Annotated in this window: 27 protein-coding genes; 4 read left to right on the top strand and 23 right to left on the bottom strand. The window is 34.6% G+C overall.

Annotated elements, in window-relative coordinates; genetic code table 11:
* Positions 1 to 54 precede the first annotated feature (54 nt).
* From fmt to BLT57_RS07420, 3 genes are read right to left on the bottom strand one after another with little or no spacing between them, the layout of a single operon-like run.
* Positions 55 to 1,017 (bottom strand): methionyl-tRNA formyltransferase, encoded by a 963-nt coding sequence (gene fmt / locus BLT57_RS07410; RefSeq protein ID WP_091424323.1) that lies wholly within the window; start codon positions 1,015 to 1,017, stop codon positions 55 to 57.
* A complete protein-coding gene (locus tag BLT57_RS07415; protein ID WP_091424326.1) occupies positions 1,014 to 2,912 on the bottom strand; it encodes an ATP-dependent DNA helicase RecQ in 1,899 nt (632 codons plus the stop codon). Before BLT57_RS07415 ends, fmt begins: the two co-directional genes overlap by 4 nt.
* Complete coding sequence (locus BLT57_RS07420; RefSeq protein WP_091424329.1) at positions 2,913 to 3,452, bottom strand: AAA family ATPase; 540 nt, start codon at positions 3,450 to 3,452, stop codon at positions 2,913 to 2,915.
* A 90-nt stretch (positions 3,453 to 3,542) separates the two neighbouring features.
* Here BLT57_RS07420 and BLT57_RS07425 point away from each other — a divergent pair, with 90 nt between their 5' ends.
* From BLT57_RS07425 to murA, 3 genes are all read left to right on the top strand, one after another.
* On the top strand, positions 3,543 to 3,836 hold the full coding sequence (locus tag BLT57_RS07425) for a hypothetical protein (RefSeq protein ID WP_091424332.1): 294 nt from the start codon (positions 3,543 to 3,545) through the stop codon (positions 3,834 to 3,836).
* A 91-nt stretch (positions 3,837 to 3,927) separates the two neighbouring features.
* Positions 3,928 to 4,575 (top strand): DUF4290 domain-containing protein, encoded by a 648-nt coding sequence (locus BLT57_RS07430; RefSeq protein ID WP_091424335.1) that lies wholly within the window; start codon positions 3,928 to 3,930, stop codon positions 4,573 to 4,575.
* 9 nt (positions 4,576 to 4,584) lie between these two features.
* Complete coding sequence (gene murA / locus BLT57_RS07435; protein ID WP_091424338.1) at positions 4,585 to 5,901, top strand: UDP-N-acetylglucosamine 1-carboxyvinyltransferase; 1,317 nt, start codon at positions 4,585 to 4,587, stop codon at positions 5,899 to 5,901.
* Positions 5,902 to 5,966: 65 nt separating this feature from the next.
* On the opposite strand, the gene BLT57_RS07440 is transcribed toward murA, so the two are convergent.
* From BLT57_RS07440 to BLT57_RS07520, 18 genes are all read right to left on the bottom strand, one after another.
* Entirely contained in the window at positions 5,967 to 7,271 is a 1,305-nt protein-coding gene (locus BLT57_RS07440) for a deoxyribodipyrimidine photo-lyase (protein ID WP_091424341.1), read from the bottom strand.
* 15 nt (positions 7,272 to 7,286) lie between these two features.
* Entirely contained in the window at positions 7,287 to 7,754 is a 468-nt protein-coding gene (locus BLT57_RS07445) for an SRPBCC family protein (RefSeq protein ID WP_091424344.1), read from the bottom strand.
* Between the two features lie 21 nt (positions 7,755 to 7,775).
* Complete coding sequence (locus tag BLT57_RS07450) at positions 7,776 to 8,237, bottom strand: TspO/MBR family protein (RefSeq protein WP_091424346.1); 462 nt, start codon at positions 8,235 to 8,237, stop codon at positions 7,776 to 7,778.
* A 6-nt stretch (positions 8,238 to 8,243) separates the two neighbouring features.
* Positions 8,244 to 8,411 carry a Lacal_2735 family protein gene (locus BLT57_RS14050; RefSeq protein ID WP_157717140.1) on the bottom strand — a complete coding sequence of 56 codons (168 nt, stop codon included), beginning with the start codon at positions 8,409 to 8,411 and terminating at the stop codon, positions 8,244 to 8,246.
* Positions 8,412 to 8,417: 6 nt separating this feature from the next.
* Entirely contained in the window at positions 8,418 to 8,957 is a 540-nt protein-coding gene (locus BLT57_RS07455) for a glutathione peroxidase (protein WP_091424347.1), read from the bottom strand.
* Positions 8,958 to 8,959: 2 nt separating this feature from the next.
* The gene (locus BLT57_RS07460) at positions 8,960 to 9,643 is read right to left on the bottom strand and encodes an SDR family NAD(P)-dependent oxidoreductase (RefSeq protein ID WP_091424350.1); all 684 of its coding nucleotides are present in this window, start codon (positions 9,641 to 9,643) and stop codon (positions 8,960 to 8,962) included.
* Between the two features lie 85 nt (positions 9,644 to 9,728).
* The gene (locus tag BLT57_RS07465; RefSeq protein ID WP_091424353.1) at positions 9,729 to 9,953 is read right to left on the bottom strand and encodes a hypothetical protein; all 225 of its coding nucleotides are present in this window, start codon (positions 9,951 to 9,953) and stop codon (positions 9,729 to 9,731) included.
* Positions 9,954 to 9,957: 4 nt separating this feature from the next.
* Positions 9,958 to 10,653 carry a GTP cyclohydrolase I FolE gene (folE, locus tag BLT57_RS07470; protein WP_091424357.1) on the bottom strand — a complete coding sequence of 232 codons (696 nt, stop codon included), beginning with the start codon at positions 10,651 to 10,653 and terminating at the stop codon, positions 9,958 to 9,960.
* Between the two features lie 54 nt (positions 10,654 to 10,707).
* Positions 10,708 to 10,980, bottom strand: a complete 273-nt coding sequence (locus BLT57_RS07475) for a TIGR03643 family protein (RefSeq protein WP_091424359.1) — start codon at positions 10,978 to 10,980, stop codon at positions 10,708 to 10,710.
* Between the two features lie 3 nt (positions 10,981 to 10,983).
* A complete protein-coding gene (locus tag BLT57_RS07480; protein ID WP_091424361.1) occupies positions 10,984 to 11,412 on the bottom strand; it encodes a hypothetical protein in 429 nt (142 codons plus the stop codon).
* 132 nt (positions 11,413 to 11,544) lie between these two features.
* A complete protein-coding gene (locus BLT57_RS07485) occupies positions 11,545 to 13,023 on the bottom strand; it encodes a cryptochrome/deoxyribodipyrimidine photo-lyase family protein (protein WP_091424364.1) in 1,479 nt (492 codons plus the stop codon).
* Positions 13,013 to 14,545 carry a cryptochrome/photolyase family protein gene (locus BLT57_RS07490; protein ID WP_091424368.1) on the bottom strand — a complete coding sequence of 511 codons (1,533 nt, stop codon included), beginning with the start codon at positions 14,543 to 14,545 and terminating at the stop codon, positions 13,013 to 13,015. The genes BLT57_RS07485 and BLT57_RS07490 overlap by 11 nt, the downstream gene beginning before the upstream one ends.
* A complete protein-coding gene (locus tag BLT57_RS07495; protein WP_091424372.1) occupies positions 14,545 to 15,855 on the bottom strand; it encodes a DASH family cryptochrome in 1,311 nt (436 codons plus the stop codon). Before BLT57_RS07495 ends, BLT57_RS07490 begins: the two co-directional genes overlap by 1 nt.
* Positions 15,831 to 15,974, bottom strand: coding sequence for a DUF2256 domain-containing protein (locus tag BLT57_RS07500; RefSeq protein WP_091424375.1), 144 nt, complete (start codon positions 15,972 to 15,974; stop codon positions 15,831 to 15,833). The genes BLT57_RS07495 and BLT57_RS07500 overlap by 25 nt, the downstream gene beginning before the upstream one ends.
* Positions 15,961 to 17,391 carry an SDR family oxidoreductase gene (locus BLT57_RS07505; RefSeq protein ID WP_091424379.1) on the bottom strand — a complete coding sequence of 477 codons (1,431 nt, stop codon included), beginning with the start codon at positions 17,389 to 17,391 and terminating at the stop codon, positions 15,961 to 15,963. The genes BLT57_RS07500 and BLT57_RS07505 overlap by 14 nt, the downstream gene beginning before the upstream one ends.
* Positions 17,392 to 17,402: 11 nt before the next feature.
* Entirely contained in the window at positions 17,403 to 18,017 is a 615-nt protein-coding gene (locus tag BLT57_RS07510; protein WP_091424381.1) for a flavin reductase family protein, read from the bottom strand.
* Positions 18,017 to 19,327 carry an AarF/ABC1/UbiB kinase family protein gene (locus BLT57_RS07515; RefSeq protein ID WP_091424385.1) on the bottom strand — a complete coding sequence of 437 codons (1,311 nt, stop codon included), beginning with the start codon at positions 19,325 to 19,327 and terminating at the stop codon, positions 18,017 to 18,019. Before BLT57_RS07515 ends, BLT57_RS07510 begins: the two co-directional genes overlap by 1 nt.
* A gap of 10 nt (positions 19,328 to 19,337) precedes the next feature.
* Positions 19,338 to 19,994 carry a TetR family transcriptional regulator C-terminal domain-containing protein gene (locus tag BLT57_RS07520; protein WP_091424388.1) on the bottom strand — a complete coding sequence of 219 codons (657 nt, stop codon included), beginning with the start codon at positions 19,992 to 19,994 and terminating at the stop codon, positions 19,338 to 19,340.
* A gap of 451 nt (positions 19,995 to 20,445) precedes the next feature.
* Here BLT57_RS07520 and BLT57_RS07525 point away from each other — a divergent pair, with 451 nt between their 5' ends.
* Entirely contained in the window at positions 20,446 to 21,294 is an 849-nt protein-coding gene (locus BLT57_RS07525) for a DUF2911 domain-containing protein (protein WP_091424391.1), read from the top strand.
* A gap of 79 nt (positions 21,295 to 21,373) precedes the next feature.
* Here BLT57_RS07525 and BLT57_RS07530 read toward each other — a convergent pair whose 3' ends face one another.
* Together BLT57_RS07530 and BLT57_RS07535 are read right to left on the bottom strand one after the other, a co-directional pair.
* Positions 21,374 to 22,360 carry a Gfo/Idh/MocA family protein gene (locus BLT57_RS07530; protein ID WP_091424393.1) on the bottom strand — a complete coding sequence of 329 codons (987 nt, stop codon included), beginning with the start codon at positions 22,358 to 22,360 and terminating at the stop codon, positions 21,374 to 21,376.
* Positions 22,341 to 24,044 carry a sodium:solute symporter gene (locus tag BLT57_RS07535; protein WP_091424396.1) on the bottom strand — a complete coding sequence of 568 codons (1,704 nt, stop codon included), beginning with the start codon at positions 24,042 to 24,044 and terminating at the stop codon, positions 22,341 to 22,343. Before BLT57_RS07535 ends, BLT57_RS07530 begins: the two co-directional genes overlap by 20 nt.
* Between the last annotated feature and the right edge of the window lie 51 nt (positions 24,045 to 24,095).

Here is a 24,095-nt window from a genome sequence, read left to right on the forward strand (position 1 = left end):
ATAAAGGCTTGCATTTCGTCGGATTTTTTTTAAATATCAATGTACATAAGGGTTCTAGAGCATTTTTGCATTTACACTAAAATCATAACCATTTAGTAATGATTTGACATCCATTTTTCGCTTTCCTGGAAGTTGTATTTCTTTGATTTGTATATAACCTCCTGTTACTGCAACTTTTAGTTCGTTTTTTGAAATTATTAATAGACCTTGCTCCAATGTATGAGAATCATATTCTTTGACTACATCAAAGAGTTTAACGCTTAATTTGTCTTCTCCATTTAAAAGATAACACCAAGCTGAAGGAAAAGGATTTAGTCCTCTAATCTTATTATAGATATCCTCTAACTCTAGATGCCAATCGATTTTGCAATTTTCTTTATTGAGCTTATGTGCTGTTTTTAAATCTGACGTATTTTTTGGTTGAAGAGTCGTATTAATAATTCCACTTTGTATTTGTTCTACAGTTTTTAACACTAGGTCACTTCCAACCGTCATCAGTTTGTCATGTAATTTGCCAACTGTATCATTACCTTCAATAGAGACTTCTTCTTGCAAGATCATAGCGCCCGTATCAATTTTTTCGTCAATAAAGAATGTTGTAACACCAGTTTTTGTTTCACCATTTATTATGGCCCAATGTATTGGAGCTGCACCTCTATAATTAGGGAGTAAGGAGGCATGTAAGTTAAAAGTGCCGTATTTTGGCATTTTCCAAACAATTTCTGGAAGCATTCTAAAAGCAACTACAACCTGTAAGTTCGCCTTAAGCGCCTTTAATTCCTGAATAAATTCTTCATTCTTTAAATTTGTGGGCTGTAACACATTTAGACCTTCAGCAATCGCATATTTTTTAACGGCAGATTCATTAAGTTTTCTGCCGCGACCGGCAGGCTTATCGGGAGCGGTTATAACACCAACGATATTGTATTGGTGTTCTACCAATATTTTTAAAGTGGCAACCGCAAAATCTGGAGTTCCCATGAATACTATTCTTAAAGTATCTCTTTTCATGTTCATTTTCTTTTATAGGTATTGGCAGTTGTTGTAGTAATCGCTTCTTGCTCTAGTAGTACTTTAATGGCTTTTAAAATAGCATCTTTATCATGTTTTAAAATTTCCGTTAAGTGCCTAGAACTCATGGCTTCTTTGTTTAATGCATTAAGAATTTGTTGTTGAATAATTTGAGTTGCTTTGTGATCTTCGGAAATTTGAACATTAAGACATACAGAGCACTTACCACATTTTATTGTAGAGGATTCTCCAAAATAATCAAGTAACTGTTGATGTCTGCATATACTATCGTTTTGTATGTAATCTAAAACGGCATTAACTTGTGAACGTTTTAGTTCTTGTTGTTGCTCAACGACATTTGCAATTCTGTTAATAGTTTTATCGTCTTCTCGTGGTTGTAGAAATATGACTTCCGAATCTGTATTAGAAAATAAGAAATCTACAATACCGTCTTTATGTAATTCTTGTAAAATGGCAATAATTTGTTTTTCGTTACTTTCAGACTTGTTAGCTATCAACGTTAGGTTAATCGCTAATTGATGTTCAAAAATCCCGCCATAAGTTCTTAAAATGGTTTTTACTACTATATTGCAGTGTTGATGCGTGTCGAGATATGAAAACATAGCATGATTACTCACCATAAACTGTAGCTTTGTTTTATAATTAAATTCTTGAGACAGTTTAATAATACTATTCCTATCTAAGAGCTGTAATATATTATAGGTTTTCGATCCTTTAAAATCATAAACCTTACAAAAGTCAGAAAAATTAAAGCGATGTGTTGTTAATTCGCCTTCACCGTATGATATTTGAAAGTAGTTGCATAGTTTTCTATATACCAGTTTGATCTCATCTAAACTGGGAAGACTATTAATGAATTGATTTTTTAATACTTGTTCGTCAGATGTGTTTGTTAATACTATTGCAAAAGCATTCGTATCATTTCGACCAACACGTCCAGCTTCCTGATAATAGCTTTCTAGACTCTCGGGTAAATTAATATGAAAAACTGTTTTCACATCTGGTTTATCAATTCCCATACCAAAGGCAGTAGTAGCTACCATAATTCGCTTTTGATTATGCATCCATTGGTCTAATCGTTCTTGTTTGTCTTTTGTAGGGATTCCTCCATGGAAAAATGTGGTGCTAAATCCTTTTTTTTCTAATACCCGATGAATCTCAACGGTCATTTTTCGACTTCTTACATAAATAATTGACGGACCTTCATATTGTTTTAGGAGCTGTTCCAGATCGTAAATTTTATCTTCGCTTTGAATGACCTGATATGATAAATTGGGTCTGTAGAAAGAGGCTTTAAACACTTTAGGAGTTATGAAATCTAATTCTTTCATCGTCTCCAAGATAACTTGAGGTTTTGCGGTAGCTGTTAATGCGATTACATTAACGCTAGGCTGTAATTGCCTTAATATAGTAATATTTTTATAAGCAGGTCTAAAGTCATTTCCCCATTGACTAATGCAATGAGCTTCATCAACGGCTATCAAGTTTACATTCATTTGTTCAATGCGTTGTTTGACAATATCCTGTTGTAACCGTTCTGGGGATAAATATAGAAATTTATAGTTGCCGTAAATACAATTATCTAGCATGGTGTCAAGCTCAGCATATTTAATACCACTCGTGATTGCCATTGCTTTAATACCTTTGTTGTTTAGGCTATTCACCTGATCTTTCATTAAGGCCACTAATGGAGAAACAACAATACAAATTCCTTCTTTGATGAGCGCTGGAATTTGAAAGCATATAGATTTTCCACCACCTGTAGGCAATAAAACAAACGTATCATTTTTTTCTAATACTGAATTTATAATATCTTCCTGTAATGGTCTAAATGAGGTATGGTTCCAATACTGTTCTAATATGTTGATAGGATGGGCCATCTATTCGTTTAATACTTCTAAGATGAAATCTGCTCTACTGTTAATATTTCCGAAGGGAACATCAACCAACTGATAATTAAAACGGTGGTAAGTATCTAACAAGGCATGATGAATTTCTACAGCTTGTCCGAAATTTTCATAGCGCTCACTGTCACTAACAAAGATTTCTTGCCAAGGTGATAAGACAAATACCTTATCGTAAACATGCTGCTTGCAGGCCTCCGTAAAATCGTTTGGATAATCACTTTTAACATAATCCATGTAGGCTAAAACATCAGGTAATCCTCGGTCTAAAAACACAAGATTAGCATCAACAGATGTGGCATCAATAAACTGTTGTGTTCGGGCTTTTAAAAGTAATTTACTAAAAAGCAATGGTTGGGTTAGAAACAGTTGATCGATACCGTCTTTTCTAGCTTCTAAAGTAACCTGTCTTGATACTTCTTCAAAGCATGTGAAATCCCGTTTAGTGAGTTCATTAATTATCGACGATTTTCCAGTTCCTGGTCCGCCAGTGATGACAATTCGCTTGGTATTCAATTTGGCAAGGTTTTGGTTGTAAAATTACTAATAAATAATGCAAAGTAAAATTCAAAGTAAAATGTATCTTTGCATCCGAATAAAAACGTTATGAGTACAGAGAAAAAATCAGAAGAATTCTATAATAAACTTAGAATACAACTATATGAGACGGCTAGTTGGCCATCAGAATATTTATATAAGTTTATCATCCCAACAGATCCTGTAAAAATACATCAGATAGAAGACTTATTTAATAATTTAGGAGCTGTAATAACAACAAAAGAATCTGGTAAAGGTACCTATACAAGTATTTCTGTAAATTTACAGATGAAAGATCCAGATGCTGTGATTACAAAATATAAAGAAGTAGCCATCAAAGTGGAAGGTGTAATTTCTTTATAAAAAGCACTTTCAATAACTATTTTTTTGTATTTTGCAAGCATATGCAGAGGTACTTCATGCATCATTTACAAATACTACACAAATATAAATTTTGATAGACGATATAGAATACAACACAGAGCGTGAACATTTGATTATTCCTGAGTATGGAAGACATCTTCAAAAAATGGTGAATTACGCTAAAAAATTACCAACAAAGGAAGAACGCAATAAAGTGGTTAAATCCATCATTAATGTGATGGGAAATATGCAACCTCATTTACGTGATGTGCCAGATTTTCAGCATAAACTATGGGATCAGCTTTTTATAATCGCTGATTTTGAATTAGATGTAGACTCTCCATATCCAACACCTTCAAGAGAGGAGTTATACGCCCGTCCTGAACCTTTAAAATATCCTCAAAATTTCCCAAAATATCGTTTTTATGGAAACAATATTAAAACGATGATTGATGTAGCTAATACTTGGGAAGAAGGTGAGCTAAAAGAAGCCTTGGTTTATACTATTGCAAATCACATGAAAAAATGTTTTCTTAATTGGAACAAGGATACTGTTGAAGATGAAGTGATTTATAATCATTTATACGAATTATCTGAGGGTAAAATTAATTTAAAAGGAAGTGAAGAGGATCTTTCAGATGCTACGAGCTTGATGCGAAACAAAAAGAAATACACGACCAGCAATACTAAGAAAACGCATCACAAAAAAGGATCTAACCGAAATAGAAAACGCTACTAACAACAGTTCATGTCAACATTTATTATTGAAGGAGGTCACCAATTAAAAGGAAAAATTCAACCTCAAGGTGCAAAAAACGAAGCATTACAAATCTTATGTGCAGTTCTTTTAACTGCCGAAGAAATTAGAATAGATAATATTCCAGATATTATTGATGTCAATAAACTCATTGCTTTACTCAAAAAGCTTGGTGTTAAAGTGAATCATGTTGGTAAGGGCTCATATACCTTTAAAGCTGATGAGGTAAACTTAGAATATCTAGAGTCTGCAGAGTTTAAAGAAGACGGGAAAGGATTAAGAGGATCTATAATGATTGTTGGTCCATTATTGGGTCGCTTTGGAAAGGGTTATATTCCTAAACCAGGGGGAGACAAAATTGGTAGACGTCGACTAGACACCCATTTCGAAGGGTTTATTAACCTTGGAGCTAAATTTAGATACAATAAGGAAGACCATTTTTATGGTGTTGAAGCAGATGAATTGAAAGGTGCTTTCATGCTGCTTGATGAAGCCTCAGTAACAGGAACAGCCAATATTGTAATGGCGGCTGTACTGGCCAAAGGAAAGACTACAATTTACAATGCAGCTTGTGAACCTTATTTACAACAGCTTTGTAGAATGCTCAATAGAATGGGTGCCAAGATAAGGGGTATTGGTTCTAATATGTTGATTATTGAAGGTGTCGCCAAACTTGATGGCACAACCCATAAGATGCTTCCTGATATGATTGAAATTGGAAGTTGGATTGGACTCGCGGCAATGACTAAAAGCGAATTAACAATTACTAATGTAAGTTGGGATGATCTTGGATTAATACCAAATGTATTTAGAAAAATAGGAATTACCGTTGAACGACAAGGTGACGATATTCATATTCCAGCCCATAAAGACGGTTACGAAGTTCAAAGCTATATTGACGGCTCTATTTTAACCGTTTCTGATGCACCTTGGCCTGGATTTACTCCAGATCTATTGAGTATTGTTTTAGTGGTGCTAACGCAGGCGAGAGGAAGTGCATTAGTGCACCAAAAAATGTTTGAAAGCCGTTTATTCTTTGTGGATAAACTAATTGATATGGGCGCTAAGATCATACTTTGTGATCCTCATCGTGCTACTGTGATCGGACATGACTTCAAATCGCAATTAAAAGCAACAACAATGACCTCGCCCGATATTAGAGCTGGTGTCTCATTATTAATTGCTGCTCTTTCAGCCAAAGGCACGTCTACAATTCATAATATTGAGCAAATAGACAGAGGGTACGAAAATATCGATGAGCGTTTAAGAGCTATTGGTGCTAAAATTACTAGAGTTGAAGGGAATTAACCTATTTTCGGAATTATAATACAAAAAGCCTCGAACTATCGAGGCTTTTTTACATTGTAGCAGTTTTAACTTACAGCTTCTTTATATGTTTTGAGACAACGTTCTCTTGCCATTTTATGGTCAACTATAGGTTGAGGGTAGGTGAGTTCTTGATATTCAGGAACCCACTTTTTAATATACTCATGGTCTTTATCAAATTTCTGTATTTGAGATGTTGGATTGAAAATTCTGAAATATGGTGCTGCATCCACTCCCGAACCGGCAATCCATTGCCAATTCCCAACATTACTCGCCATTTCATAATCATGTAATTTTTCAGCAAAATAAGCTTCGCCCCAACGCCAATCTATAAGTAAATGTTTACACAAAAAGCTACCAACTAACATCCGAACTCGATTATGCATAAAACCTGTTGTGTTAAGCTCTCGCATTCCGGCATCTACTAGTGGATATCCAGTATTACCTTCACACCAGTGCTTAAATTCATCTTCATTGTTACGCCATTCTATACGATCGTATTTAGATTTAAAAGACTTGTCTTTGGTATGCGGATAATGCCATAATATTTGCATAAAAAACTCTCTCCATATAAGTTCTTGCCAGAAGATTTCGTTCTCTTCAGCAATTGCCTTTTTTATCATTTTACGCACACTTACGGTTCCGAAACGTAAATGTGGACCAAGTTTAGAAGTGGCATCAAGGGCCGGATAATTGCGTTTAGTCTCATAGTTTTGAATGAGACTAGGTGTTACGGTATACCCAGTAATAGATTGTTGTGATCTCTCAAACCCGATATCTTCCAGACTTAAATTGGGGAGTTTTAAGTCTTTTACTGTTTGGTCTAAGAAGGAGTGGGAATTCAAAATCTTCAGATTGTAAGTTTTAAATTTTTCCTTCCAAGTTCTCATGAAAGGGGTATAGACAACATAAGGATTACCATCTTTTTTAACCACTTCATCTTTTTCAAATATCACCTGATCTTTGAAGGTATTAAATGTAATCCCATGATTTGATAAGAAGGTACTTATTTCGGTGTCACGTTTTATGGCATAAGGTTCATAATCATGATTTGTATAGACGGCTTTAATCTCATAGTCTGTTATGAGCTGCTTATAAATATCTAAGGGCTTTCCGTGATACATGCCAATACTACTGTTGTATTCATTCTGTAGATGAGAACGCATGTGTTGCAGTGTATCGTGAATAAAGGTAACACGTGCATCTGTTTTTGGTAGTTTATTTAGAATTTCAGAATCAAATATAAAAATGGGTAATACCGGATGATCATTAGTTAAAGCTTTATATAATCCTACATTATCATCGAGTCGTAAATCACGTCTGAACCAAAAAATACTAACAGGTTTTTTCATTAAAATGGTATTAATTTAAGAATTGTAGGTTCCAAATAGTTCTTGTAATTTCTGGGTTCGATAATTAAAAATCTCATCCAATTTTGGCTGAACCAAAATAGGGTGAAAAAGTTGTCCAAGAACACCAAAAGGGACTTTGTAATCAATAATGTCTTCCATTTCTACACCGCCATCTATTTCATTAATGAAGTGTTTGTGATGCCATAAGGCATAGGGGCCATAGCGCTGTTCATCAACGAAGTAATGTTTGTGTTCAACATGAGTGATTTCCGTTACCCATTTGGTTTTTATTCCTAAAATTGGAGTTACAATATATTGAATAATCTGTCCTGCATACATGGGTCTGTCGGCACCTGATAAAATATTAAAACTCATATAATCAGGTGTAATGGTCTTTAGGTTTTTTGGATCTGATAAAAACGCCCAAGCCGCATCCATTGTAATTGGTAAATTTTGCTTTTTGTGCAGTCGATATATTTTCATAATGTTGAGATGGAAATAGGATTAATTATACATATAAATATAAAGATTTAAGGAAGTCGCAATACATAACCAAGCCAAATAAGGGAGAATGAGTATTGATTTACCTTTTAAATCTTGTACATAAGTGGTGAAAAAAGCGGTCACTATAATCAGTAAAAGCACTAGATTAATTAGACCTGCTGAGATGAAGTGCTGATTAAAAAACACGAAATTCCAACTGATGTTAAGCACGAATTGAACAATAAATAGTTTCAATACTTTATGTGTGGGTCTCTTTAGGTATAAAAAGCCCATATAAGCTGAAAAACAAAGCATTACAGTTGTCCAAGCTGAGCCAAAGACCCAGCCTTCGGGTGTCCATGGTGCTTTCTCTAGTCCTTGATACCAACTATCCATTGCGCCATCTGCCATAAGCCATGTGCCAATTCCTAGGGCACCAAAGTTGATGATAAGGAATATGATAAATGACTTCAAGAATTTCATTACAAATTACTTTTGTAGCTGCTCTATTTGTTCTAATATTTTTTGAGCTTCAGCATACTTTTTGTCGCTTTCAGCTCTATTTGTTGTAGAAAGACCATGCCAGTCTTTCATGAATTTTTCGTATTTCTTCTGAAGTTTATCAATTTCAGAAGTCTTTTTGAATAGTCCGAACATAATTATTTATTTTAGATGTTTCGTGATTTTTGAACTGGTTGGCGAGGTCATAGAGAAATAATAATCTATAAGTTCACCCTCTGGATTCACTAAGTATTTTTGGAAATTCCATTTCACACTCGAATCTTTCATACCGTTTTTCTGTTTTTTAGTCAACCATGCATACAAGGCGTGTTGATTTGTTCCTTTAACATCAATTTTTTCTGTGATAGGAAATGTCACACCGTAATTAATTTCACAAAATGTTTCGATCGTCTTAGAATCTCCTGGTTCTTGATTTCCAAATTGGTTACAAGGTACACCAACTACCACGAGTTTATCATGATATTTATCAGCCAATGCTTGTAACTCTTTATATTGAGGTGTAAAGCCGCATTTTGACGCCACATTAACAAACAAAATATATTTCCCCTTAAATTTTGAAAGTTCTAAAGGCTTACCGTTAAGTGTATTTATTTTGATATCGTACATATCGGTTTTGTTTATGGGTTGAGACCTTGTGCTTTTCGAAAATAATGTCCCTAGAAATAGTTTAAATGGATTCATAGTTAAATTTTGAAACTTACAATTCCGCAGTCCATTTCAAATACCTGACCTGAAATTGAACTGGACTTCTCAGACAATAAGAATTCGGCCATCCCAGCGACATCCTCAGGTTGTAGAAATTTCTTCATCGGATGACGTTCTGTTATGTTTTCAATCATTTTATCATTTCTCAGAAGTTTTGAAGCTAAATCGGTGTTGGTTACTGTTGGCGCAATGGCATTAATTCTTAGCGTTGTGGCCAACTCAGCACCTAATGATTTCACAAGACCTTCAACTCCCGATTTTGCTGCTGCTATACTTGCGTGAAAAGGCATGCCTAATTTTGCTGCAACAGTACTAAACAAAACAATAGATGGATCATTTCCGTTTTTAATGACACTCAAGTATTTTTGGATCGCTTTTACAGCACCAATAACGTTAATTTCATAATCTAATCTGAAATCCTCTAAGCTAAAACGTCCTATCGGTTTTAAATTGATGCTTCCAGGACAATACACTAATCCGTCTGCTGCGTCAATATCTGGTAATTCATCAACCAGAATGTCACAATCATAATGCGTTAAATTTGCGTGCGCCTGTTTCGGAGGTGTTCGACTTAGGTTAATCACGTTATGATGCTCTAGTAAAGTGCTTAAAATAGCGTTGCCAATACCTTTGCTACCACCAATAATGATATATGTTTTCATGTTATTTGTTTTATATAAAGAGCGCAATAGACACACGTTAATTCACGTTATCTACTACGCTCAATACTATTAAATGTGGTTAAGTTTATGCCGTTAAAGGGGCACCTTTTAAACGTTTTTCAACTTTTCTTTTTATTGCTGTAAGACGTTTCATGATATCCATGATTTGTTGGTCTTTACGCTCTTTATAGATTTGATTTAAATCTAAAATTAATGCTTTGGCTTCACGCGAAATTTTAACGCGATCACTAGTTGATAAAGAACGCATTTTTCTTTGTTCGAATTCTAATGCTTTATTTATTAAATCCATAATTTTAATTATTTATGTAGTTGTGTAATTCCGTAATTTTTTCTGGTCTATTAAATTGTCCACCGTAATATGTAGTCACTGTTGCAGAGGTATCATCTTTAATTCCCCTTGAAGATACACAAAGATGTTTGGCATCAATAATAACAGCAATATCTTCCGTGTTTAAAATAGCTTTCAGCTCTTCAGCAATTTGATTAGTTAAACGTTCTTGCACCTGTGGACGCTTAGCGTAATATTGCACAATTCGATTTAACTTTGATAATCCAATCACCTTTCCTGAAGAAATATAAGCCACATGAGCTTTTCCTATGATTGGAACAAAATGATGTTCACAATTGGAATAAAAGGTGATATTTTTTTCCACAAGCATTTGATTGTATTGATACTTGTTATCAAACAGTGCTACTTTGGGCTTATTTGCTGGATTCAATCCTGAGAAAATCTCGTCAATATACATTTTCGCAACACGTTTTGGTGTGCCTTTAAGGGAATCATCAGTCAAATCTAATCCCATGACATCCATAATCTCTTCAAATAAAATTGCTATGCGCTCTTTCTTTTCTTCATCACTTAGTTTAAAAGCATCTGCCTTCATTGGTGTTTTAAGACCAGTATATAAGTGATCATCTCCAATTTCAGAAACTGAAAAATCGTTTAATTGGTGATTATTAGTTGTGATGTCTAAAGTGTTTGTACTCATTTTTAGTCTTTTTAGTGTGCTGTCTCAGGAACTCATCTCCATGAACAAAGCACGTTATCGTTTTGATATTGAGTTGTGGGTAATTTGTTTTTGTCTTGAACATTTAAATCTACCCTCAGCAAATGTTCGTAATTTCTCGTGTTTTGTTTTTCGTCCTTGAACTCTTTTTCGCCACATTTTGAAACTTTTAGGTTTCATTTCTTTTCGCATGAGTTCAATGACCTCTTGTTCTTTTAATCCAAATTGAAATTTGATGGCGTCAAATGTGGTTCTGTCTTCCCAGGCCATTTCTATTACTCTATCTGTCGCTCTAGTATCTAATTCCATACATTACAAATACTGAAAATTAAACCGTTCATCATAAATTACTTTTGTGTTTAGTAATTTATTGAGGAAACTTTTATTCTCCTTGAACGTCTTATTGTTTTTAAATTGAACATATTTTCCTTGCGCATGAATGCTTGCACCATTGGTTTTGTAAATGACCAACTGATAATTAGGAATGATCCAAGTAAAATTTTTGAGTCCTTTGTTGATATACATAATGATTCCGCCTGGACGCATTTCAATATTCGCATAGTTAATGTCTGCAACACTATTCATGTACTGCTTCAGATTTGGACTTACATCTTCAATAATCATACGTTTTGAACCAATACCGCCCATTTTAAAAGATTCTATGAATGAATATGGCTTACCCACCAAATCATTAATAATGTTTTTGTGTTCTTTATTTGTATACGTTGAATCTAAAATCATGTCTTTTTCTTTCTTGACATTTCAAAGTTACAAAATGTTTAACCTTTATAAATATATCTTAAACAAAAATTAACATAACGCTATAGATTTTCTTAATAATTAATATAAATACTTGTAAATGAATTAGTTGTATTATGTGTTTTTACTTCGAAGCGTGTGTTTTTTGAGAATTCTTTGGTTTTCTTGTTTAACCGTTGTGTTTTTTCGAAGATTCCAGAGTATGTCACTGGCTTTTTTTCTAGTTTTTTCCATGTTGACGATAGGATGCGGATAGTCTTTTCCCAGATGAAAATTATATAGGTGTTGTTCCATCTCAGTCATTAAGTAGGGCTCATGTGCAAAGGGCGTATCTAGCGCTCTTAATTCTGGTACCCACTTTTTTATAAATTTAGCATCAGGATCATGTTCATGGCTGTTTTTAATGGGATTGTAGATTCTGAGCATATTTGTTCCTGTTTCACCTGCTTGCATTTGCAACTGCGGAAAATGTATGCCAGGTTCAAAATCTAAAAACATTTGAGATAAATGTTGAGAGGCAGCTTGCCATGGTTGCCAAAGATTATGTGTAAAGAAAGAGACGACTAAGGCGCGCATTCGGAAATTAAGATATCCAGTTTCATTTAAACAACGCATACTAGCGTCAACTAAAGGGTATCCTGTTTGACCTTTTTTCCATGCTTCCTGATACATTTCAGAAATGTCTTTTTTTAATTTTTGAAAACCTTTATTGATACTTTCTTGCTCCATGGTATGTTCCATTTCAAATTTTTGAATGAAATGTGACTGCCAGCGTAATCGTGACATGAAAGCTTCTAATGGCTTTTTGTTTTCAGATGTTTTCTTAAGCAAATAAGCTTTGCGATATACTTCTCTAACAGAGAGATTTCCCCATGCTAGATATGGAGATATTCTGCTACATCCTGTACGTGCTAAATCAGGTTTTGAAATATGAAACATATAATTCACATATCGTTTCTTCAAAAACGAGTTGAGATATTTTAAACCTGTCGTACGCCCTCCTTTTTGAAAGAAAGTGTTTGCAGGTGTCTCCAGTGAAGGGGTAGCAATCAATGTTTCTAGTTCTTCAATTGCTTTTATTGCTAATAATTGATTGTCTAAAGGTTTAAAATTTAAGGGCTCAATGTCAAAATATAAATTACATTTTTTTATCCATTCATCCCTGTCTTTCAATCCGCGTTGCACACCATTGTTTATATTTTCGTGCCAGGTAATTAAATTATTTTTGCAAAACCGTTTAAAAGATTTGTCTCGATTATAGGTGACGAGTATACCTGTTTCTTGATGGGAATATATATCACGAACCGTATAACGTTCCATTAACTGATTTATAGTGGTAATAATATCAGCTTCTACAGTCAGTACTTTGGTATTGTAAGGCGCTAAACGTTCATTTAAATCTCGAATAGATTCTTTAATAAAGTTTCTATGTCTTTCGCTATAGTGTTTATCTTCATTGAGCACGGACTCAAATGCATAGACGAGCAAAGCGCTTTCACCAGTAGCCAAAGCATTATAAATAGCTTCATTATCTTCTAAACGCAAATCACGTTTAAGCCAAACGACATTTATTTTTGGGACATTAGTAGTCATCTTGATGTTCTATAATATGGGTTGCTTTTTCTTTGATGTTCTGTAAGTCTTGCTTATCCATTTTATCAAGTAGGCTATACATCATACCCATTCTGAAATTATTTCCTAAATGTTCTCGCTTCTCATCTAAGAAATTCCAATATAGGCTGTTAAACGGACACGCATCATCACCAATTTTTTTGTTTTTATTATAATAGCAATCACCACAATAATTACTCATTTTATTCACATACGAACCTGAGGACACATAAGGTTTAGTTGCGATTTTACCGCCATCTGCAAATTGACTCATTCCACGTGTATTGGTTAATTGCACCCATTCAATCGCATCGACGTAAATTCCCAAATACCAGTCATCCACTTCATCGGGATTGGTTTGAGTCAATAATGCGTAATTACCTGTAATCATTAATCGTTGTATGTGATGGGCGTATCCATTATCTAATGAATTTGTGATAGCATGTTTTAAACAATTCATTTTCGTCTTCCCAGTCCAGAAAAATTTTGGTAATGAGTTATAGTTCTCTAATGTGTTTTTGCTTTTGTAATCAGGCATAAATGCCCAATACATACCTCGCAAATATTCGCGCCAGCCAATCACCTGGCGTATAAATCCCTCAACCTGAGATATGGCAATAGTTTGCTCGTGTTTACGATAATAATTCATGACCGTTACAACCACATCTTTAGGTGAAATAAGTTTTAAATTCATGGCGAAGGATAATCTCGAATGAAATAAATAAGTTTCATCGGTGTGCATGGCATCTTGATAGTCTCCAAAGTGAATTAAAAGCGCTTCACAGAAATATTTAAGTTGTTCTAAGCCTTGGGCTCTAGTAATAGGATAGGAGAAGGTCTTGGTGTCAAACCTGCCAATAGTTTCAATGTTAGCTCTATTAATGTCTTCAATTACTTCGGAAACATTATTTTTAAACAATTTGTAATTCGGAATATTTATATCTCCTTTCCATTTATTTCTATTGCTCTTATCATAATTCCACTTTCCACCTTCAGGTTGGTCTCCTACCATCAAGATATCGTATTTTCTTCGCATATCGCGATAGAAATTCTCCATAAGATATTGCTTTTTACCTTTGAAGAAAATCGCTAAGTCGTCTCGATTGGTGTAAAAGTGTTCTGCGGAAACTATATGATATGGGATATTCAAGGTTTCGCTATACGAACGAAGTTGTTTGTCTAATCTGTATTCATCAGGAAACAGATACTCAAAATTAGTGATAGCATGTTTTTCTATAATTTTCGAAAGATTATCAATTAAGTTTTGGTTATTGTTTTGATCATTAATTTTAAAATACACTATGTGATGTCCTAAGCTTTCCAAATCTGAAGCAAACTGTCGCATAGCAGCGAAAAAACCAATCACTTTCTGAATATGATGCTTTACATAATCTGTTTCTTGGCGCATTTCAAACAAACAATAAATTACCTCATCGTTTGGTTCATTAAACCACGAGTGTTTGATATTAAGTTGATCACCGAGTATAAGTCTGAGTGTTTTCATTAAAAAAGTGTTTCTTGTAACCACAAGTTTTGAAAGTTTCCATTGGTATCGTAGCGTTCTGCTTGAAGATCTACATTAAATTTTCGATCTCTAGGATCATTGCCAACACCGGCAACATACATCCAGTTGCCGTAGTTACTGTGAACGTCATAGTCCACAAGTAACGACTCGAAATACGCCGCTCCAATACGCCAATCTAATAGCATGTCTTTAGCAAAAAAAGAAGCGACATTTTGCCGACCTCTATTACTCATCCAGCCTGTTTTTTTTAGTTCTAACATATTTGCGTTAACAAATGATGATCTGGTCTCACCATTGATCCATTTTTGAATTTGACCGTCATTAGATTTCCAGTCATACTCTTTACGTAGAATGCCTCCAATTTTAAAAATTTCGTTTTGATGTTTTAGAGAAATGTATTTAAAATAATCTCTCCAGATCAACTCGAAAATAAGCCAATACGTAGATTCGTTTTTAAAGTGTTCTCGCTCAAATCGTTTGACTTCCCAGTATATGGTTCTCGCCGAAATACTGCCATTAGCCAACCATGCCGAGAATTTTGAGCTAAAATCTTTCCCAACCAAACCATTTCTTGTCTTTTTATAAACACCAAGTTTTTTGGTTTTAAAAAAATAATCATCGAGACGTTCTAAGGCACTTGATTCGCCACCATCGAAGGGAAATGCAGATTTGAGATGAGGTTTAAAGGTTTCAAGTCCTAATGTTTCTAGAGTAGGAATGGTTGTATTATTTTCAATGATTACAAACTTGTCACAAGGGCTATTTTTAATGCTCGGTCTAATTGCACTATATTTTTCTATTTTTTTTCTAAACGCAGTAAATACTTGTGGAATGTCAGAGAAAGACATATTTATATCTTCCGGGTGATATAAAAATTGATCGTAAATCTCATGAATGTTGATATCATTGGAGAGGGTTTCTTTTACTTCTTCTGTAACAAGAGTCTCCTCACTTGTCCATTCTTTCTGTAAATAAATAGAAGTTATTTTGTAGGTATCAACTAGCGATTTAATTGCTTTTTTTGGTTTATTAGAAACTATGAACAGTTCTATATTAAGCGCTTTGAGATTGTGCTTTAGATTGGTTATGGTCTCTATTAAAAATTGGGCTCTAAATTTTTCTGTTTTTTTAAAACCGAATTTTGATACTTCATAATGTCTTGGGTCAAAGCAGTAGCATGCGATTACCATATCATGTTTGACTATAGCCCTATGAAGTACTGCATTATCTTGAACTCTTAAATCATTTCTAAACCAAACTAATCCTATGTTGTTTTGTTTCTCCTGCATTTTTCACTACAATATTTTACTTCTTCCCAATTCTTTTCCCATTTTTTGCGCCAGCTAAAAGGTAAACCACAGGTTGCGCAAATTTTTTCTGGTAAGTGGTGCTTTTTATGTTTCGACATCAACTAATTTATTAATCATACCAGAAAAAATAAATCCGTGAAATGGTAAAACACTATACCAGTATAAGCGACCCCATATCCCTCGCGGTCTGAATGTTGCGGTTTGTTTCAGCAGGCCGTCTTCTATTTTAAATTCTAACCAAGCTTCTCCTGGCAATCGCATTTCCGCATAAAGTAAAAGCTTCTGTTGCGATTTGTCTGCAAATATGACACGCCAGAAATCAAGTGCATCGCCTGCATCTAATTGCGTCTGACTTGTTCTTCCGCGACGTAAACCGATACCTCCAAAAAGTTTGTCAATATAACCACGTATCTTCCATAAGATTGTGCCATAATACCACCCTGTAGTACCGCCAATACTCCATATTTTATCGATAGTTTTTGTGATATCCTTTACAGGGCGTTCTTTATAATCTTTAAAACAGCCAAATGTTGGAACGTTAATATATTTATGAAGGTTGTTTCTAAGTCGGCCACTACTAATCATGGAATCTTTCCAACTTGATACAATACTATTTTGTTCTATTTTTTCGAATGCTAATTGGACTGCTTGTTTATAGGTTAGAGGATTCACCTCAAGTAACTCATTAATATTACTGGCTTTTCCAATAATTTGGACACCCATACTGTCTACAAGAGCAGAGGCTAATTTGTATGAAGTAGAAGTGACAAAATATAACCAGTACGAGGATAACTTAGGTGTCATCACCGGAACGGTCAAAATATAGCGCTTAAGACCTCTTACTTCTGCAAATTGTAAGAGCATTTGTTTATAGGTAAGTATTTCAGGGCCAAAGACGTCATAAGTTTTATTATAAGTTTCTTCATGTCCAACGCTTCTCGAGAGAAAATACAGCACATCTCTAACAGATAAGGGTTGTGTTTTAGTATTTAACCATTTTGGAGCAATCATGAAAGGTAGTTTTTCTACGATGTCTCGAATAATTTCAAATGAAGAACTTCCAGAGCCTACTATAATTCCTGCTTTAAAAATGGTTAATGCGTATTGATGAGATTTTAGGGTGTCCTCAACATTTTTGCGAGATCGTAAATGTTTTGATAGATGGTCTTCGTTGGTAATGCCGCTAAGATAGATCACTTGTTTTACATTGGTCGTCTCTATGTAGTTTCTAAAGTTGACTGCACAGCGTTCTTCAAGCGATTCAAAATCTTGAGAGCCATTTGACATCGAGTGAATGAGGTAAAAGGCGATATCAATATCCTTGGGAATGTTTTGAAGTGTTTCCGGTTTTAGAAAATCGGATTCTACAACCTCAATGAATTCATCGTCTTTGTAGCTTTTATCAGCACGTAATTTATCTCGTACACCACAAACAACATGATGGTTTTCATTAGCGAGTAACGGAATTAACCGCTTGCCAATGTAACCTGTCGCACCTGTTACAAGAATTTTCATTTGATTTATAATTATTTAGGTCTTTGATAGCCAAAACGCGTCTTTAATTCTGGGACTGCATAGCCATCTAAACCGTTGATAGTAGCAATTTTTGCTTTGGATAAGTTAATGAATCCATCGGCTTCTAGCAAATCATCATTAACATATAATCCTACGATTTTCCCAATGACTAAAATCGTATTGTTGGATTTGATTTCGCATTCTTCGACATACTGCATAGCCAGCTGCAATGGTGCATCCTTTACAAATGGAGCATTAAATTCGTTTTTATATTCTGAATGTAAATTTGTTTTATCAAATTCAGAGATATGAGCATCATATTTTGCTGAGGTGTGATGCGCATCTTCCAAGATACTTTCATGTATGTGGTTCACCGTATAGAAACCGGTAGATTTAATATTATCGTAAGTGTTTCTCATGACTGTGGTTGGTCTGAGAAAAAAACCTAGCATTGGAGGATTCGAACCGATATGCGTGATTGAGCTAAATACAGCTACATTTTCTATGCCTTCAGAGGATTTGGTGCCTAATAAATTAGCAGACTTATAACCAGAGCAACTGTTGATTAAGTTGATACGATATAAGTGGTGAAAGTTGTCAAGCTGTTCATTGCTAATGTATGTCATTATAGGGTTTTGAAATTATTGATTTTTATGTCTTTTGCTTTGAGATCAAACATCAGATTATATAAACCAAAGAAGGTGCGATTCATATATATGAAATGTTTCGAACCTCTATTGCCATTCATCTTTCTTAACTCTGCGTTTTTAGAATATTTTTCTCCAAGTTCGGCAATTTTTCCGAAGAAACTAGCATCTGAAAAATCAAAAGTGTCTTCGTGAAATGGTTGTGTAAATAAACTCAGCATCTCATGAAAAAGCTCGGTAAAAAACTCTAGTTCTTTCTCACTATCGTCTTCACGTAAGATTTCAAGTTGGTAGAGTTTGTTGACAAAATAAGCACGATCTGCAATACTTTCTTTTTTGGCTAATTCAAAATAAGGTATGTAGAACTCGTCTGGAATAGTCTTCATACAACCAAAATCGAGAGCGATGAGTTTGGCCTCTTCTGAAATTAAAAAATTTCCAGGATGCGGGTCTGCATGAACCTTTTTTACTTTATGGATCTGAAACATGTAAAAATCCCATAAGGCTTGACCAAGTTTATTGGCACTCTCTTGGTTGGTATTATGAGTAGCGAATTCTGATAAGTGTTCACCTTCCATATAATCCATTGTGATAATACGCTCTGAGGATAGTTCTTCATAATATTGAGGAAACAAAAGATTTGGAATATGAGCGCATTTATGAGCAATTTCTTTACTTTGCTTAATTTCCAATATATAATTTGTTTCCTCAATTAATTTACCTTCAACTTCTTTAAAGTATTTATCAGAATCCTTTCCTTTAATGTTGAACATACTCATTGCAATAGGTTTTACCATAGCAAGGTCTGATGCGATACTCTCAGCAACTCCTGGGTATTGGATTTTCACAGCAAGTTTTCTCCCATTTTTTTCTGCAATATGGACTTGTCCAATGCTTGCAGCGTTTACAGAAGTTGCGTCGAAGGTATCATATATCTCGTTTGGCATTTTCCCGAAATATTTCTTAAACGTCTTTAAAACCAAAGGCGGTGATAAAGGCGGTACGGAAAATTGCGCTAACGAAAATTTTTCTACATAGGCTTGAGGTAAAATACTTTTCTCCATACTAAGCATCTGTGCTACTTTAAGTGCACTGCCTTTGAGTTGTTTCAAACCATCATAAATGTCCTCTGCATTATTTTGGTTTAGGCGTTCTTTAGCTTCAGTTTCAGTTTTAGTCAACTTATCTCCATAATATTTGATATAGTTGACACCTACTTTAGCACCAGTGGATACCAGTTTTGTAGCGCGTTGTATTTTGGAAGTTGGTATTTTATCAATGGTTTTCATTCAGGGTGTATTAATTCATGTGCATTTTTTCTTTGATCAGAAATTTTCCGAGATCGATCAAACTCCTAACAGGTACAATATTTAAAACATCAAAACTTGTATTCACAGATTTCTCAATAAAAATATCTGTCTTTTCGAATCCTGGTGATGTGTCATCCAACCAAAACTTCATGGTTAACAATAGTTGTAACCATGCCGTTTCTTTAAGACCACGTCGTTGAATGCGATCAATTTGCTCCTGTTTTATGTCTAGTAATTCAATACCTAAATGTTCTATATAGTTGGTAAAAGACTGTTTCAATTCTGAAAGAGCACCTAAGCCTTTAAGACTATTTTTATGTTGTTCAAGTGCGTATTTCACATAACTTCTATTCGCTGTTAAGTTTTCAAAAAACGTGAAGTATAAGCTCAATAATTTATTACGAGCATCAAACGAATTGTAGTCATCACTTTGTTCTAGGACCTTCAGACTATTTTGAAAAAAGGCATGAAACACATGCTTTTCCACAGCTTCGAAAGATCCAAAAAACTCATAGAATTTCTGTTCTTCAAAATTATTTGCCTTTGCAAACGCGTAAACGGTTTTAGGCTTATGATTGTGTTCTAAAACATAATCCATGTAAAATGAAATGATGTCGTTGTTTGAAATGTTTTTCTTTTTTGCCATGTTCTTATAATTCTAATGTAAAGATACAAAACGTTTAACCATTTTAAATAATAGTTAAACAAAATTTAACAAGACATTATCCGATGGTTACGTAATACACCTTAAATAGGTATTCATACGTTGTTTTTTTGAAAATAGATCGCTTCATACAGGTTCAATTAGATTTTAAAAATGGTACAATAAAAGCCACTTCAAAGAGGAGATCGTACTCAACCCTGAGTCATGTCAATTTCAGTTCGTGTGTTAGTAATATTGGTAATCACGCTTATCGATATGAAAGCACAACCGCAAAATATCCTGAGAGGAGGTTCAATGATTTCGACTAAATACTAAGTATAACAATAATCTGAATGAGTGTATACGACTTTAATTTAAGGTTTTGTTAACAAACAAAGGGCTGACTAGTTCGTAATTTTACGTGAAATTTAAAACTAATCAAAATATTAATACAATGAAAAAATTATTACTAGTGTTTGCAGTGTTTGCAATGACTTTCACTACTTATGCACAAATTGAAACGCCTCAACCAAGTCCTTTCTCAAAACTGGAGCAAAAGGTTGGTTTAACAGATGTTACTGTTGAATATTCTCGTCCTAGTGTGAAAGGAAGAACAATATTTGGAGATTTAGAGCCTTTTGGAGGTGTTTGGAGAACTGGAGCAAATAAGAATACAATTATCACATTTAGTGATGATGTAACAATTGCTGGTCAGGATGTAAAAGCTGGTTCTTATGCGATGTTTACAAAATTAAATTCTGCTAAGCAATGGGATGTTATGTTTTACAGTGATACAGAAAACTGGGGAGTTCCTGCGAACTGGGATGATAGTAAAGTTGTAGCAACTGCTAAAGTGGATGTGATGGAAATTCCTTTTAGTGTTGAGACAATGTCTATAGATATCAATAATATCACTACTTCTGGTGGAACAATTGATATTATCTGGGAAAAGTCTTATGTTGGCGTACCTTTTACGGTACCAACAGATAAAACGGTTACAGCTTCAATTGATAAAATAATGGCTGGGCCTAGTGCAAATGATTATTATGCTTCTGCAGTATATTTCTTAAATGCAGGTAAAGATATTAGTAAAGCTAAAATGTGGATGGATAAGGCGATGTCTATGATTGAAAAACCAGGGTTCTGGCAACTAAGACAACAATCTTTAATCTATGCTGCTGCTGGTAATAAGAAAGAAGCAATTAGAATTGCTAAAGAATCAATGGCTGCTGCTAAAGAAGCGGGTAACCAAAATTATGTAAAGCAAAACATGGAATCTCTAAAAGAATGGGGTGCAATGTAATATACATTAGAGGATAAAATCAGTTCGCTTTTACAAATCTAAATAACAAAAGACCGTTTGATTTTCAAACGGTCTTTTATTATTCGTAATTGAGTCCAATTTGTGATCTTACTGTATCGAGCAGATGCATGAGTTTTCTGCTAAAATCAAACGTCATGATATCACTTTCAGTTTTTTGTTGTCTGATCAATTCGTTAAAATGTACGATTTCAAAACTAAACCCATTAGTCGTGTTATCAAAATCAAATGTTGTTGTTTTTCCGTCCTCTATAAGGGTCACATTTGAGGGTTCGTTAAAATAAGAGTTAATTTTAATGATTCCCTTGTCGCAGTAGAATATTGCTTCGGTGGGTATTTGTTCCATTAATGTACTCTTTAATTGCGCAGTTGTACCATGTTTATAGGTGAATAGCATTTGGCAAGATGTATCTATGCCGTTTTCTAAGAACGTAGCTGTTGATTCAATTTTAATTGGTTCGCCCAAGGTAGATAAGGCTGCAAAAATAGGGTAGATGCCAATATCGAGTAAACTTCCGCCTCCAAGTGATTTATTGAACAAACGCGAAGCCATATCCATTTCTGGTTTGAAGCCAAAATCTACTTCTAATTTTTGAATTTCACCAAAAGTTTTTTCACGTACTTGCTTCAGTACAAATTGATAATGTGGAAGGAAATAGGTCCATAAAGCTTCCATTAATAATACATTATTAGTTTGAGCAGCTGTGATCATGTCTTCCACCTCGTTGCCATTCATTGCAAAAGGTTTCTCACATAACACGGCTTTTTTCTGATTTAAACATAAGATAGAATTGGCTTTATGAAACACATGTGGTGTCGCTATATAGACCGCATCAATATTAGGATCTAGTGCTAATGAGTTATAATCACCATAGGCCCTTTTAGCGTTGTAACGATTTGCGAAATCAGTGGCTATGTCCTGATTTCTAGAGGCAACCGCATATAATTGTACATTCTCAATAGCGTTCAGGTCTTGGGCAAATTTATGAGCAATTTTACCGAGACCTATAATTCCCCAATTTATTGTTTTAGGCTTTGATGTATCCATTTTTCGGACTCATAGATTGAATGATACTTGCTATAGCGATGACGATGACACAACCTACAAAATTCAACCATAAGAAAGGCAGGTTAATAATTTCATACTCATTCAACAAGAAGAGTCCTATAACGATGACCTGTGTAATTAAAGCTGCTGTAAAAACAGCATTCCCTTTGACAAATTTGAAAAAGAAGGCTAGAAGGAAAATCCCAAGTACATTTCCGTAGAAAATAGAGCCAATGATATTTACAAGTTGAATCAGGTTTTCTGCAAGATTCGCGACACAAGCCACACCAATAGCAATAATCCCCCAGGCTAAAGTAAAAAGTCTCGAGGCTTTTACCATTTCAGAATCTGACTTTTCAGTAGAATTTCTTTTGTACAAATCCATTGCAGTTGTGCTTGCCAAGGCATTTAACTCACTTGATGTACTGGACATAGCTGCACTTAAAATAACAGCTAATAATAAGCCAATTAAACCGCGTGGTAAATTGTTTAAGATAAAATGAATAAATACGTAATCTTTATCGTTGCTTTCTACTTTGAGGTTTCTTGAATCTCCTGCCTTCTCTATTAATTCTCGAGCGTCTGTTCTTAATTTGTCACTCTGTATATTGTAATCAGCAATCAAATCAGCAGATACCTTACCATTGGTATTCATGTACTCATTAATCGTAGCTTTTTTCATTTCAAACACTTCACGTTGTTGCGTTTGAATGGCCATATAATCGTCGGCATATTTCGAGTTGAGAACAACATCTGTTGCTGTTGGATTAAAATTTACGGGTGCTTGATTGAATTGATAGAATACAAACACCATAACACCAACTAGTAAAATAAAGAATTGCATTGGCACTTTTAGGAGCCCGTTGAACATCATCCCAATTTGCATTTCTCTCAATGATTTTCCAGAAAGGTACCGTTGTACTTGACTTTGGTCGGTACCAAAATAGGATAGCATTAAAAATGTACCACCAATAAGTCCGCTCCAAACGGTGTAGCGGTTATTCAGATTAAAAGAGAAATCGAGAACCTCCATTTTACCACTTGCTCCTGCGATATCTAGTGCTTTAGTGAAGGTAATACCTTCGGGTAGCTTATCAATGATTAGGCAAAAGGCGATAATCATTCCTGTAAAGATGACGACCATTTGATGTTTCTGTGTAACATTTACGGCCTTCGTACCTCCAGAAACGGTATATATAATGACCAAGACGCCAATAATGACATTTAAGAGCAGTAAATTCCAACCGAGAACAGCTGATAAGATAATGGCTGGCGCGAATATGGTAATACCCGCTGCCAATCCACGTTGAATTAAAAATAGAATTGCTGTTAGTGTTCTGGTTTTAAGATCAAATCTGTTTTCAAGAAATTCGTAAGCCGTATATACCTTTAATCTATGGTATAATGGTATGAACACCATACAAATAACGACCATGGCTATTGGTAGTCCGAAATAAAACTGAACAAATCCCATTCCGTCATTAAAGGCTTGTCCAGGTGTTGATAAAAAGGTAATGGCACTCGCTTGTGTAGCCATAACCGACAACCCTATTGTCCACCATTTTGAAGTGTTTCCGCCTTTTAAATAGTCTTTAACATTCTTGCTTCCACGTGACTGATAAGTTCCGTAAACTACTATCAGTAATAAGGTTCCAGTAAGTACTATCCAATCTAAATTCTGCATCTTAAAAAGCTTTAGTGATCAAATAAAATGCGATGATGTAAATGATGTTGG

It is taken from the genome of Formosa sp. Hel1_31_208 (genome assembly GCF_900104785.1).
In the GTDB taxonomy this organism is placed as follows: domain Bacteria; phylum Bacteroidota; class Bacteroidia; order Flavobacteriales; family Flavobacteriaceae; genus Psychroserpens.